The organism is Williamsia sp. 1135 (assembly GCF_002095395.1).
Taxonomy (GTDB): domain Bacteria; phylum Actinomycetota; class Actinomycetes; order Mycobacteriales; family Mycobacteriaceae; genus Williamsia.
The window spans coordinates 21,131-33,845 of record NZ_MJEI01000099.1 but is presented as its reverse complement, the minus strand read 5'-3'; the positions used below and the strand labels follow the sequence as shown (position 1 = coordinate 33,845).

Below are 12,715 nucleotides of genomic sequence, written 5' to 3'. Positions count from 1 at the left end.
TCACTTGGCCTTCCGTCCGCTGATGACTGCGCGCGCTGCAGAGTTGACGATGAAGGTCAGCACGAACAGGGTCAGGCCGGCCGAGATGTAGGCACCGGTTTTGGCCGGGGAGTCGAACTCCGCCGCGTTGTTGGCGATCTTTGTGGCGAACGTCTCGCCGCTCTCCATCAGGTTGAAGTCGATGGGTCCGACCGTCGAGATGATGAGCAGCAGAGCCATTGTCTCGCCGAGCGCGCGGCCGAGACCGAGCATCGATCCGCTGATGTATCCGGAGAACCCGAATGGGATCACCGATACGCGGACGACCTCGAACTTGGTGGCGCCGAGGGCAAGTGCGGCCTCGCGGTGGCCGACCGGGGTCTGGACGAAGACCTCGCGGGTGACCGAGGTGATGATCGGGAGGATCATGACCGCGAGCACGATCCCGGCCGTGAGCATGGTGCCACCGGTCGACATGTTCGCGACCTGCGAGGGCTCCTGGAAGAACGGGAGGAAGCCCAGGTTGCCGACCAGCCACTCGTTGAGCGGAACCAGCGCCGGACCCAGGACGAGGATGCCCCAGAGGCCGTAGACGATGGAGGGAACTGCGGCGAGCAGGTCGATCACGTAGGAGATCGGGCTGACCAGCCGGCGGGGTGCGTACTCGGTGAGGAAGATCGCGATACCCAATGCGACCGGCATCGCGAGCAGCAGTGCGATGAACGACACCAGCAGGGTTGCATAGAGCAGCCCTGGGATACCGAACTTCATGTCACCGTCGGTGATCCACGGACCGGTGTAGGTGAAGAAGTTCGCTGTGTTGTCGAGCAGCGACGGGACTGCCTGGATGATCAGGAAGAGTGCGATCAAGCCGATGATCGCCGAGATGAAGACACCCGAACCCACCGAGAGTGTTCGGAAGATCCGGTCGCCCAGGCGAACTGCGGATCCGTCTGTCTTGATCAGCGAGTCGTCTGGTCCGGCCGGTCCGCCACCGATGGTGGTGTCTTGTTGAGTCGTCGAGGAGCTCATTTGCCCTTTCGCCCTCGTCGTATCGTCGAGCTCAGTCATTCTCGACTACCGTCATTTCGAATCATCTTGGAAGTCCCGTCGCTCTCAGATCACTTCAGAGCGTCGATGGACGTCTGCAGTTTAGCTTTGAACGCATCCGGCAGCGGCGTGTAGCCCAGGTCGGACAGGCCGTCCTGGCCCTCGTTCAGGATGGTCGTGAAGGCATCCTTGATGGTCGTCTGGATGTCACCTTCGTAACCCGCCGAGCACACGATCTCGTACGTGGTCAGCAGGAGCGGGTACGCACCTGCTTCCTTGATGGAGAACAGCGCGTCGGTGTCGACGACCAGGTTGTTCGAGTTGGGGTCTTTGAACGTGACCGCGTCGAGCGCCTTCGCCGAGGTGTCGGCGGTCAGTTCTGTCGCGCCGGCACCGAAGTCGACGCTGGCAACGCCGAGCTGGTTCTCCTGGGCGAAGCCCCACTCGACGTAGGTGACCGAGCCCGGCGTCTTCTTCACGGTGTCGCCGACGCCGGTCGACTTGGCCGCAGCCGAGCCGCCCTGGCCCTTGAACGCCTTGTCGTGCTCGTACGGCCAGGCCTGCGGAGCCGCGTTCTGCAGGAAGCGCTGGAAGTTGTCGGTGGTGCCCGAGCTGTCGCTGCGGTGCACCGGCACGATCGCCGTGCTCGGCAGGGTCACACCGGGATTCAGGGCCGCGATCTCCGGGGCGTTCCAAGTCGTGATCTTCGAATCGAAGATTCCGGCCAGGACCGCCGGGTTGAGCACGAGGTTGTCGACGCCATCCAGGTTGTAGGCGATCGCAACCGGGCCCGCGACCATCGGGAGGTTCCAGGCCTCGTTGCCGCCGCAGCGGGTGCTGGCTTCGGTGATCTCGTCGTCCTTGAGTGCCGAGTCCGATCCGGCAAAGTCGACGTCACTGCTGAGGAACTTGGCAACACCGTCGCCCGAGCCCGAGCCCGTGTAGTTCAAGACGACGCCGCCGTTGTCGGCGACCACCGTCTGGAAGTGCTCCATCGCCTTCTGCTGCGCGGTCGAGCCTTCACCGCTGATGGTCCCACCGCTAGAGTCCTCGCTGCTGCAGCCGGCCATTACCAGGGCAGTTACTGCGGCCGCACACACGATGGCGCCACTTGACTTGATTCTCACCGAAGATTCCTCCATGGGCTTTGCTCATGACACCTCGTGATTTCGGGATGCCACGTCAGTTTCCGAACGCCTTACGCGTTACCTGATGAAAGCTAGAGCCCGGTCATGGACGGATTACCTACACATGGTTAACCGAAGATGAATTGAAGGGTGTCGGAATTCACCGGTTCGGCGCAGGTGAAAATCCGCGTGGACATGCGCCGTTCACCTTCGGGCAACCAGGCGTACGAACAACCCTGGTGAACAGCAGCGTTCGGGTCTATCCGTACGCCACATCGATGGCGTAACGGGTAAATCCGAGCTTGTTGTAAGTGTTCAGCGCGGCCGTGTTGTCGCCTTCGACATACAGTTCGACCTCACCGAGACCGAGATCGCGGAGGTGATGCAGCCCCGCGAGGGTCAAGATCCGGCCCAGTCCCCGCCCCTGGGCGGCTGGGTCCACCCCGACGATGTACACCTCGCCCAATTCCGCTGTGTCCCCCTCCGCGGGGTGCACCTTGGTCCAGTGGAACCCGAGGAGTCGCTCAGGGTCCGCGGCGTCGAAGGCCAAGAACACCCCCGCCGCATCGAACCAGTCGGATCCGGTACGTTCGTCGATCTGCTCGGCACTCCAGCCACCCTGCTCGGGGTGCCACGCGAACGCCGCGTTGTTCACCCGCAGGATCTCGGGGTCGTCGGTCGGCCCGCCGTAGGTGCGCAGGACTAGATCGTCGGGTACGAGGAGATCGGGAAGCGGATCGGTGAGGGGGCGACGCAGTTGGAGCAGCTCACGAAGCGGGGCCAGACCCATATCCTCTGCCAGCGCGCTCGCCGCGGGCAGATCGCCGTGCGCCCAGACTCGCCGATCATCCGGCACCTGGCCGAGAACCGTTGTCAACAAGCGCTTTCCGTGGCCCTGCCGACGGTGCTCGGGATCGACGACAAGTTCGATCATCGCCGGTTCGCCGTCGCGAGACGGCTGCACGTTGGCGTAACCGACAACGTCGTCGCCGCTGGACACCGTGAACTCCGCGATTCCGGGACGCCCGATCGCCGCGACCGCCTGCTCACCGAGCGGTGCCACCTTGTCAGCGAGAGTTGCCGCGGCGACGATGTCGCGGACCCGCTGGGTCGACTCAACTCCCATTGGTGCTGGAACTGAACTGCTGATCGGGAAAATCGACGCCGTCCGGGCCGGTCACGTCGTCGAGATCGGGTCCGTCGGTCGGATCCTCGGGAGGCTCGGAGCTTCCGCCGCGACCACCGCGGTTCGGTCGGACCGCTTTGTAGCCGACGTTCCGGACCGTTCCGATCAGCGATTCGTACTCACTCCCGAGCTTGGCCCGCAGTCGTCGAACGTGAACATCCACGGTGCGGGTGCCGCCGAAGAAGTCGTAGCCCCACACCTCTTGCAACAGCTGGGCGCGGGTGAACACCCGGCCGGCATTCTGGGCGAGATACTTGAGGAGCTCGAACTCCTTGTAGGTCAGGTCGAGCGGACGGCCTCGCAACCGAGCCGTGTACGTGCCTTCGTCGATGACCAGATCGCCCAGCGTGACCTTGCCACTGGCCTCTTCGGCAGTGACGCCACGGCTGCGGACGACGAGAAGTCGCAGTCGCGCATCCAGTTCCGCCGGGCCCGTGGCAGGTAGGAGGAAGTCGTCCAGACCCCATTCCGAATTGACGGCGACGAGGCCGCCTTCTGTGAGTACCGCAACGACGGGGACAGACGAACCAGTACTCCCCAAGAGCCGACACAGGCCACGCGCGGCGGCAAGGTCTGACCGCGCATCGACGATGGCAACATCAGCATTTCCGGCTTCCATCAGCGATGACACCTCGGTGGGTGCGACGCGGACGGTATGAGCCAGCAGCGACAACGACGGCAGTACGGCTTCAGGGGTGGGATCGGCTGTCAACAACAAGAGATCCACAAACCACTCCGATCTCGATTATTCGTATATGTACGCTGCCTTACGGGCGTGTGCGAGATAGATGACAGAATAGCGTCATTTCAGTCAGTACCTGTTAACAAGTCCTCTCGGGGACCTGCCCAGGGTTCCGCCGGCGCCGTTGCCGAGCGAGCAAATTTCGTGTGTAGAGGGGATTTGGTGCGCAAACTGCTCGCCGGGGTGCTCATCGTCCTCTGCGTCGCGACTGTTGCCGACTTCTCTGTCGCGGCTTACGCAGAATACCGTTATTCGAGGGCGCTGCGGGCGGCGTCGGACCTCGACTTCGACCCCGAGGTGACGATCACCGGGTTCCCGTTCATCGCGCAGGCGGCCGGTGACGACTACGAGCAGATCGGCATCACCGCAAGGGGCACTGACCTGGGCGAGGGACGACGTGGAGACCTTCGCTCGCGACTGTCGGGGGTGCACCGGATCGGGGGTGACTGGGTGATCACCGAGTCGACCCAGCTCCGGGTGGACGAGGTGACCGGGTCCCTGAAGATCGATTCGGTCAACCTCGGCCGGTTTCTCGGCATCGAGGACCTCACCGTGACTACTCCCGCACCCGAGGACAAGGCAGGTGGCGGCGGGCCGGGCGACGGGATCCTGTCGAGCGACAAAGGCATCGTTCTGACCGGAACGGTCAATTTGCCCGATAAGGGTAATTCCGGTCACACCACTGCACCGCAGCGGGAAAGGGTCAGCGTCTCGGCTGATCTGTCCGTGCGTGACGGCGCCCTGCGGATCGACGCCACCTCCCTGTATTCGGGGTCGGCCGATCACGTGGAGAGCGACGTCGCCGACGCCGAGGTTCCCTTCGTGCTGGCGCAGTTCAGTCAAACGCTGCCGGTGTTGCCGTTGCCCTGGTCGCTGCGGGCCGTCTCCGCGGCCAGTCAGGGCAGCGATGTGGTCGTCGACGGGGAGCCGAAACCGCTCGTGGTGACCGCGCGGGACTTCCTGCCAGGGTCGTGATCGGGTCCGATTTCGCTGCGGTACGCTGACTGCCATGCAACTGGGCCGTGAGTTGATGCTCACACGTCGCCGGGCGATCGACTTCTGTCGCATCGCCAACTGTTGCTGTCTGAGCCGGTAACGGCGGTTCCGCAGTTCTTCTGCGGTCGCATCCGGCGCGCACCCCTGGTCGCATCTTCTGGCTCCAGGCGATCACTTTGCGCCCCAGCAAGCACCCACAGCTGTATCTTCATCGCGGTCTCTCACTGCCGCACCCCCAACGAAAGGAAAACCATGGCTCGCTCCGATGTCCTGGTCAGCGCCGACTGGGCTGAGCAGAACCTGAAAGCAGACAAGACCGTCTTCATCGAGGTCGACGAGGACACCTCGGCGTACGAGGGCGGCCACATCGAAGGCGCCATCCGCCTCGACTGGCGCAAGGACCTGCAGGACGGGGTCCGTCGCGACTTCCTGAACCAGGAACAGTTCTCCGAGCTGCTCTCGGCCAAGGGCGTTTCGAACGACGACACCGTTGTCCTGTACGGCGGCAACAACAACTGGTTCGCCGCATACGCGTACTGGTACTTCAAGCTGTACGGCCACAAGGACGTCAAGCTGATCGACGGCGGCCGCAAGAAGTGGGAACTCGACGGCCGCCCGCTGTCGAAGGACGAGGTCAACCTACCTGCCGCCACCTACAAGGCAGAGGCACCCAACAACGACATCCGCGCCTTCCGCGACGAGGTCATCAACGCCATCGGCAGCAAGAACCTCGTCGACGTGCGTAGCCCAGATGAGTTCTCGGGCAAGATCCTCGCGCCGGCCCACCTCCCGCAGGAGCAGGCTCAGCAGAAGGGCCACATCCCCGGAGCCATCAACATCCCGTGGAGCACCACCGCCAACGAGGACGGCACCTTCAAGTCGGACGACGATCTCACAAAGCTCTACGCCGACAAGGGATTTGACGAGAGCAAAGAAACCATCGCATACTGCCGTATCGGCGAGCGTTCGAGCCACACGTGGTTCGTCCTCGATCAGATCCTCGGCAAGACCAATGTCAAGAACTACGACGGCAGCTGGGTCGAATACGGCTCACTCGTCGGCGCCCCGATCGAACTGGGAGAGTAAATAATATGTGTGCTGCGCCTAAACAGGGTCAGAAACTGCCCGCCGGTGTTGATACCGAGAAAGAGACCGTGTTGACCGGTCAGGTGCTCGACACCGACGGCAACCCGGTGGCCGGCGCGTTCGTGCGGCTGCTCGACAAGACCGGCGAGTTCACCGCCGAGGTTGTCGCCAGCGGTACGGGTGACTTCCGCTTCTTCGCCGCTCCGGGCACCTGGACGCTGCGCGCCCTGTCGTCGACCGGCAACGGCGACGTCACCGTGCATCCAGAGGGTGCCGGAGTCCACGAGCACGACGTGGTCGTCAGCAAGTAAGAACTCCACTGCAGAACCCGGTCGGCCTTTCGAGGTGGGCCGGGTTTTGTTGTGCAACAGACGTTATGCCCACCACATTCGGCCCCGCCTGGACCACTCGAGGGCATATGTCCCTCGACGCCCACGCAGGGGGCCGAATCTGGTGACACTTGTGCGCTAAAGATCCAGAACCGAGCTTCTTTGTGCGGAAGCATGTTTCGCGACCAGCCGAAGCTGTTCCCCCGCATCCTGATCGGCGGTGCCGAGAGCGATGGCGGCTCCCCGCAGGCCCTGCACGATGTCATCCACCGCCAAGTCCAAAGACTGTCGCCGTTTGCTCAGGTAGGTGGTGAACTCCCCCAGAGCCCCGTTTGCAGTCCCACGGAACGAGTCTGCACCGCCAGTATTGATCTTTGTCTCGCCCGCGGACAGCTCGTCGTCGGCCAGCAACCCAGCCTGCACTGTCATCGTCGCCGCGGTCATGACATCTTCGATTGACACGCGCAAATCTTCAGACACAGCTCCCCCTCGCTTGACTCCCCGAGCAATACCCTAGGCTAATGTCCGCCACACCGAGTGTCGTGGCTTGGTCGTTCGAGGGGGCGAATTGGACCTGGGGGATATTCGTGCGTGGGACGTCGCGGGACTGTCCACGTTGCAGACGACGCTGTCGAGTCGAGGGGACACGCTCACGGACGTCAAATCAAAGCTGCAGTCAATCGGCCAGTTGCCGGGCTGGCAGGGCGAATCGGTTCACGCGGCGAGGCAAAAGTTCACCATCACCGCCGATGACCTCTCCGACGAAATTGCGACGGTCAGCGCGGTGCAGGAACTCGCGCGACAGACAGAAGTCGCAGTAGAGCATTTGCAGGCCGAGCTGAAGAAGCTCGAGAGCGATGCCGCGGCGAACCAGATGATGCTGCACGACGACGGGCAGGTCACCTACAGCACAGCCGGTAAAGAAGCCGACGAAATCGAAGGATTGAAGCGCGCGGAGTTGCAGATCGAGACAGCCGCGCGCGCCTTGATCACGCAGGCCGCCGACGTCGATTCCGATGCGACTGCCGTACTGCACAAGGCTGCATCGGGCGAGATAACCGCCGGTGACGCCACGTCCACCGAAGACATCAAGAAGACCGGTCGCGAACAAGGAAGTCTCACAACAGATCCGCCGGCACCACAACTGACGCCGCTGGAGGCCAAAGAGTACTGGGACGCGCTGTCGCCTGAGCAGCAAAACTACGTCCTATCCCAACATCCCGGATGGGTCGGCAACGTCGACGGCATTCCGGCCGCAGTTCGCGACAAGGCCAACCGAGCGATGATCCCCGTCGAGAGGGCCCGACTGGAAGCAGAACGTAAACGGTTGCAAGACAACATCGACGACAATATCTTCGGCGGCACGTTCACGAATGAGGACGCAGCACTCTGGTATGTGGAGCAGAAGCTAAAGGATCTGGATGCGGTTGAGACAGAGCTCGCGAAAACGATATCCGACGGGAACCCGGAAACACCCGACAGACCACGCGATTTGAAGCTGCTGGTTCTTGACATGACAAGCGGAGAACGAGGCCACGCCGCAGTGGCTGTTGGCAACCCTGACACAGCGGACAATATCTCGGTGACCACCCCCGGATTTGGTACGACAGTCAACGGAAGCCTTGGCGGAATGATCGACGAGGCTTCCAACCTGAAAAACGAGGCGGAACGGCAGCTCGACTGGGCGGGCAAAAACACGACCGTTTCTACGGTCGCCTGGATTGGCTACGACACACCAAATAGCACCGGCCAAGGAAACTTCGACGCGCAGAGAGGGTATAGCGATGTGACCAGTGAAACCAAAGCGCGCGACGCAGCCCGGCCACTGGCAACTTTCTATCAAGGACTCGACGCGGCGGCGGAAACCGCGGACCCGCGTATTGTTGCACTAGGCCATTCGTACGGGTCCGTGGCGACTTCTTACGCGCTCCAATCTTCTCAGGGTGCCGGCGTCGACGAGGCGGTATTTTACGGGTCGCCCGGATTAGGTGAGATCGTCGCCGCACCTTGGTCATCAGCAGTTGGTCCAGAACAGTTGGGATTGGATAAAGGCGACGCTTACGTCATCGGAATTGATGGTGATCTGATTGCCGGATCCGGATTGTTCGGCGGCGACCCAGCAAGCAATGAAGACTTTGTTCAGTTATCGTCCGGTGAAGGGACAGACCTCACCGGTGTTCATCGCGAAGGTGGCGACAGTCATGCCGACTACCCTCGCTCAACCGTGCTTCCCAACCACGAGCGGCAGCTCAAAATGCCTGGCTACAACCTGGCCGCTATTGTCGCTGGCTCGGGCCTTGAGCTGCGGGAGCAGTGATGGCGTCCGGTCGCCGCCTCTGGTTTAAACCAGTGTTGACGGTTTGCGCCGTTCTTGTCGCTATCGCAGCGGTATTGGGGATTGGGATGTTCGTCCTCGATCAATCGCTCGAGTCCGGCCCAACGAATGGGAATCAGATGCCCGATGAAACGATCGCCCTCAACGACGCACGGTTTCGAGGTGAACCCTCTTACGAAGCCGCCGTCAGAGAACTCAATGCAGTACTTGTCAGCACCAGTGATGCCCTTGCCGATGCGTTGCCATACCTAACGTTCGAATGGAAGCGCGAGAGCACGTTCGTCTCGTGCGACGGCACCTCCGCTCATTCTTATTTGGCAGCCAACCGAGTCGCCGACGCACCGGTCGCTGCGCACGACGACTGGGTTCGCGCCCTGAAGATAGTCGCCGACCACGCCGCTTCGCTGGGACCTGTCGACACGGGCTCACTACACGAAAACACCTCCGTCCACGACACCGTCATTTCCGCGGGCGGCTTCAGCATCCAATTCGGGTCCGGCAAAGCGACCGTCCTCAGCGGGAGGACTCCCTGCCGACTCCCCCAGGCCGTCCTCGATCAGGCGCCCTGACGTGACCGACCAGCCCGTCTGAAGTGAGGTAATCCCCACACGCACCGTGCAGGCGGCGCGAGTTAGAATGCCTAGGTGGTCATCTTCTTCGAAGCTCTCTTGGTTCTGGCGAGTATCTTGATCGCCTGGTTCGGCGTGTACGTCCTCTATCGGCTGGTCACCGACGAATCGTGACCCGTTCCGGCAACGAGGCGGTAAACCAGGCGGAGATCCGGGCGCAGGAAACCGGCGCCCGGAACGTTCCGGCGCTGCCTGACCTGCCGTTACCCGACGACACCGCCAACCTCCGTCAGGGTGCTGACCTGCATCCGGGCCTGCTGGCGCTGCTCCCGATGGTGGGCGTCTGGCGAGGTGAGGGCGAAGGTAACCACCCCGAGACCGGCGACTACCGCTTCGGACAGCAGCTCATCGTCAGCCACGACGGACAGAACTACCTGAACTGGGAAGCCCGCAGCTGGACGATCGACGACGATGCGAACTACGTCGGCCCCGACGCCCGCGAAACCGGCTTCTGGCGGATCGGCGACGACGACACCATCGAACTCCTCCTCACTCACGCCGAAGGCTGGGTCGAGATCTTCTACGGCACCCCGTTGAACCAGACGTCCTGGGAACTGGCCACCGATGTCGTGATCAAGGCGGCTTCGGGCGTCAAGGCCGGTGGCGCCAAGCGCCTGTACGGACTCGTCGAGGACGGGGACCTGGCCTACGTCGAAGAACGCGTCGACTCGGACGGCGACCTGGTGCCCCGCGCCTCCGCCAAACTGAGTCGCTTCGCCGGCTGACCCGCGCTCCGAGAGCCCCGGTGCTCGCAGTCAGACGTGACCAGCCTCCGCAGCGAGGAAGGCGCGACCACGCTCGGACAGTTCGTATCCCACAGCGAGACTGTGTGTCAGACCCAGATTTTTCAGCTTCCGAACATCCAGCTTGAATGAATCCTTCTCACGCTCAACCTTTTCCGCGAGTTCAACGACACGTAGGCCTGGACACTCCGCGATCAGATCAAGTGTGGCCCTGGTCCACGGTCCGACCGGGCTACGCGCATCGAAACGGGCCAACCTGGCGGTGATGTCGGCGAGGTCGGCGGGGCTGAGATCATCGGCGCCGCGTAGGGCGATACGCGGATCGGGCCCGGCCCATTCCAGACCGATCCGGAAAACGGGATCGGAGTCCTTGCCTCGGAATCGTCTTCGAATGCTCGCGACGGATGCCTCGCCCGCGGCGCGTGCATCGTCCTCGCTGATCGATGCCGGGTCGATGTCGTCGATTGCGGTAATCCGCACCAAACCCGCATACGTGTGGAAGACCTCGTCCACCTTGACCCGAGCCTGCGCCCAGCGGCGAAAGGCGAGCGATACGGAACCGTCTGCCACACCGGTGGCCACCGCCATCGGCAGAATCATTGCTGCCCACCCATCCGGATTCGAAGTCCACCTCACAACGAGAACAGACCCCGCACCACCCGCGGGGAGCGGGTTGACCGACCTTGGACGAGGTCGAGGTGCGGGGTCCGGTGACCACCGTGGATTAGCTCCATACCGCCTGAGGCACAGAACATTCCACAAAACGGCCGGTTAGCTGGTGGTCACCTCACGTGTCCTAGAAATCAATTTCAGACCACCTCCTTCCTCGTGTAAAAACGAAGCTACTCCCGGTTGCGAGACTCGGCAACAGCTTTTTCTTCCGGCGAACAAGCGGTGAGATCGACGACCAGGTCAGCCCGATGATCGCGAGGTAGTTGATGGGTCACCATCACCATCGCCCGCTCGGGTTCGAGCATGCCGCCATGCCCATCGAGCAGCTGTGCCTGCACGATTGCCGCGTCGCTACGGTCGAGATTCTCCGCGGGTTCGTCGATGAGGAGGATCGGTGCAGCGTTGATCAGGGCCCGGGCCAGCAGCAGGCGGCGGCGCTGGCCGCCACTGATCGAATCGGCCCCCGCGTCGAGCTCGGTGTCGAGGCCGTCGGGCAAACCGCGGACCCACGCACCCAGTCCCACCCGCTCAATGGCCGACATCAGTTCGTCCTCGACGGCATCGCCCCGTGAAACCAGAAGGTTCTCCCGCACGCTGGTCACGAAGATGTGCCCGTCCTCGGCGAAATACCGCACCATCGATTCGATGTCTTCGGCGTGTTCGACGCTGCCCGCCACCGGATTCAGCAGACCCGCGAGCGTCAGGAGCAGGGTCGACTTGCCGCACCCGCTGGGTCCGACCACCGCTATGCGCGTCCCGGGCGCGATATCGAGGTCGAGGCCGGTGTCACCGCCGAACTCGGTACCGCCCGGCCATCCCCAGCGCAGCCCGCGCACCCTGATCTCGCCGCGCTCGAGGCCGGGCGAGAGGCGTGGCTTCACCGGACGATAGTCATCCGATCGATCGATCATGGCCATGATGCGGCGGGCTGCGCCACGACTGCGCTGCAGTTGCAGCGCGGCCTCGGTCATGGCGCCGGTTGACTCGAACGCGCTCAGCGGCAACAGGATCAACACGCCGAGGGCCATGGGTGAGACCTCGTTTGCCAGCCCGATCCCGACCAGCGAGGCCACCATGACCGAGATGCCCACGGCCAGCGGCATTGCGGCCGTTCCCCAGGCCCCCTGTGCGGCGCCTCGATCAGCGGACCGCTCGGTATCGAGTTCGGCGGCCCGCGCGTCGGCGAGCACACCCTGTTGCCGCCGGGCCACGGCGAGTTCGGGAGCGTGGTCGAGCAAGGTCATCACGGCCTCGGCGCTACGTTGCTGCGCGGCCGCACCCTCGCGGGTAGCCCGCGCTGCACCACGTGCGGCCAGCCAAGGCGCGATCACGGCGCTGACAACCAGACACAGCGCCAAGGCCAGAGCAGCCCACCACGACACGATCGCCATGACCGCGACGGCCGCGCCCGAGACCACAGACGACACCCCGATCGGGATGAGTGCGCGAATGACCGCGTTGCCGATCTCGTCGACGTCCGATCCCGTACGTGCGAGCAGTTCGCCCCTCCGGAGACTGACCGAATAGCCCGAAGGTCCTCCGGCCAACGCCTGGTAGAGCCGCCGGCGGGCAGTCGACATGGCGTCCAGGGCCAGGTCGTGCGTTGCCAACCGTTCGAGGTAGCGGAACAAGCCGCGGGAGATCCCCAGTGCCCTCACCGCCGTCACGGCCACCGAGAGGTACAGCACCGGCGGCATCTGCCAGGCCCGGGTGATGAGCCAGGCAGACAGCGCGGCGAGAGCCAACGCGCTCCCTGCTCCCAGGACCCCGAGCCCGAGTGATTTGGCGACGGGCTTGCCGCGCAGTTCGAGCAAACCCATCGCACGCCAGAGCGGGTCGCC

At 63.4% G+C, this 12,715-nt stretch carries 13 protein-coding genes; 6 read left to right on the top strand and 7 right to left on the bottom strand.

Annotated elements, in window-relative coordinates:
- The 4 genes from pstC to BFL43_RS17960 form a co-directional block, all read right to left on the bottom strand.
- Positions 1–1,050, bottom strand: a complete 1,050-nt coding sequence (pstC, locus tag BFL43_RS17975; protein ID WP_084893865.1) for a phosphate ABC transporter permease subunit PstC — start codon at positions 1,048–1,050, stop codon at positions 1–3.
- Between the two features lie 50 nt (positions 1,051–1,100).
- Entirely contained in the window at positions 1,101–2,156 is a 1,056-nt protein-coding gene (gene pstS, locus BFL43_RS17970; protein ID WP_084893979.1) for a phosphate ABC transporter substrate-binding protein PstS, read from the bottom strand.
- A gap of 259 nt (positions 2,157–2,415) precedes the next feature.
- Positions 2,416–3,282 carry a mycothiol synthase gene (gene mshD, locus BFL43_RS17965; protein ID WP_084893864.1) on the bottom strand — a complete coding sequence of 289 codons (867 nt, stop codon included), beginning with the start codon at positions 3,280–3,282 and terminating at the stop codon, positions 2,416–2,418.
- Entirely contained in the window at positions 3,272–4,069 is a 798-nt protein-coding gene (locus BFL43_RS17960; protein WP_084837545.1) for a response regulator transcription factor, read from the bottom strand. Before BFL43_RS17960 ends, mshD begins: the two co-directional genes overlap by 11 nt.
- A 177-nt stretch (positions 4,070–4,246) precedes the next feature.
- Here BFL43_RS17960 and BFL43_RS17955 point away from each other — a divergent pair, with 177 nt between their 5' ends.
- The 3 genes from BFL43_RS17955 (at position 4,247) to BFL43_RS17945 (ending at position 6,477) form a co-directional block, all read left to right on the top strand.
- Positions 4,247–5,059 carry an LmeA family phospholipid-binding protein gene (locus BFL43_RS17955; RefSeq protein WP_168176669.1) on the top strand — a complete coding sequence of 271 codons (813 nt, stop codon included), beginning with the start codon at positions 4,247–4,249 and terminating at the stop codon, positions 5,057–5,059.
- Between the two features lie 273 nt (positions 5,060–5,332).
- Positions 5,333–6,166: a sulfurtransferase gene (locus BFL43_RS17950; protein ID WP_084893862.1), complete on the top strand. Its 834-nt coding sequence runs from the start codon at positions 5,333–5,335 to the stop codon at positions 6,164–6,166.
- Positions 6,167–6,171: 5 nt separating this feature from the next.
- Positions 6,172–6,477, top strand: a complete 306-nt coding sequence (locus tag BFL43_RS17945; protein ID WP_084893861.1) for a DUF1416 domain-containing protein — start codon at positions 6,172–6,174, stop codon at positions 6,475–6,477.
- 156 nt (positions 6,478–6,633) lie between these two features.
- On the opposite strand, the gene BFL43_RS17940 is transcribed toward BFL43_RS17945, so the two are convergent.
- Positions 6,634–6,975 (bottom strand): hypothetical protein, encoded by a 342-nt coding sequence (locus BFL43_RS17940; protein WP_143695390.1) that lies wholly within the window; start codon positions 6,973–6,975, stop codon positions 6,634–6,636.
- 88 nt (positions 6,976–7,063) lie between these two features.
- Here BFL43_RS17940 and BFL43_RS17935 point away from each other — a divergent pair, with 88 nt between their 5' ends.
- The 3 genes from BFL43_RS17935 to BFL43_RS17925 all read left to right on the top strand — a co-directional run bounded on the left by BFL43_RS17935 (position 7,064) and on the right by BFL43_RS17925 (position 10,184).
- The gene (locus BFL43_RS17935) at positions 7,064–8,812 is read left to right on the top strand and encodes an alpha/beta hydrolase (RefSeq protein WP_084893859.1); all 1,749 of its coding nucleotides are present in this window, start codon (positions 7,064–7,066) and stop codon (positions 8,810–8,812) included.
- Positions 8,812–9,399 (top strand): LppA family lipoprotein, encoded by a 588-nt coding sequence (locus BFL43_RS17930; RefSeq protein ID WP_084893858.1) that lies wholly within the window; start codon positions 8,812–8,814, stop codon positions 9,397–9,399. Before BFL43_RS17935 ends, BFL43_RS17930 begins: the two co-directional genes overlap by 1 nt.
- A 170-nt stretch (positions 9,400–9,569) precedes the next feature.
- The gene (locus BFL43_RS17925; protein WP_084893857.1) at positions 9,570–10,184 is read left to right on the top strand and encodes an FABP family protein; all 615 of its coding nucleotides are present in this window, start codon (positions 9,570–9,572) and stop codon (positions 10,182–10,184) included.
- A 30-nt stretch (positions 10,185–10,214) separates the two neighbouring features.
- Here BFL43_RS17925 and BFL43_RS17920 read toward each other — a convergent pair whose 3' ends face one another.
- Positions 10,215–10,802 carry a hypothetical protein gene (locus tag BFL43_RS17920; protein ID WP_084893856.1) on the bottom strand — a complete coding sequence of 196 codons (588 nt, stop codon included), beginning with the start codon at positions 10,800–10,802 and terminating at the stop codon, positions 10,215–10,217.
- A 242-nt stretch (positions 10,803–11,044) separates the two neighbouring features.
- A complete protein-coding gene (gene cydC / locus BFL43_RS17915) occupies positions 11,045–12,694 on the bottom strand; it encodes a thiol reductant ABC exporter subunit CydC (protein ID WP_084893978.1) in 1,650 nt (549 codons plus the stop codon).
- Positions 12,695–12,715: the final 21 nt, after the last annotated feature.

Excerpts from the sequence above, each read along its gene's own strand:
- pstC (WP_084893865.1), bottom strand. The coding sequence starts at position 1,050 with ATGACTGAGCTCGACGATACGACGAGGGCGAAAGGGCAAATGAGCTCC.
- mshD (WP_084893864.1), bottom strand. The coding sequence starts at position 3,282 with ATGGGAGTTGAGTCGACCCAGCGGGTCCGCGACATCGTCGCCGCGGCA.
- BFL43_RS17950 (WP_084893862.1), top strand. The coding sequence starts at position 5,333 with ATGGCTCGCTCCGATGTCCTGGTCAGCGCCGACTGGGCTGAGCAGAAC.
- BFL43_RS17945 (WP_084893861.1), top strand. The coding sequence starts at position 6,172 with ATGTGTGCTGCGCCTAAACAGGGTCAGAAACTGCCCGCCGGTGTTGAT.
- BFL43_RS17930 (WP_084893858.1), top strand. The coding sequence starts at position 8,812 with ATGGCGTCCGGTCGCCGCCTCTGGTTTAAACCAGTGTTGACGGTTTGC.
- BFL43_RS17920 (WP_084893856.1), bottom strand. The coding sequence starts at position 10,802 with ATGATTCTGCCGATGGCGGTGGCCACCGGTGTGGCAGACGGTTCCGTA.
- cydC (WP_084893978.1), bottom strand. The coding sequence starts at position 12,694 with ATGGGTTTGCTCGAACTGCGCGGCAAGCCCGTCGCCAAATCACTCGGG.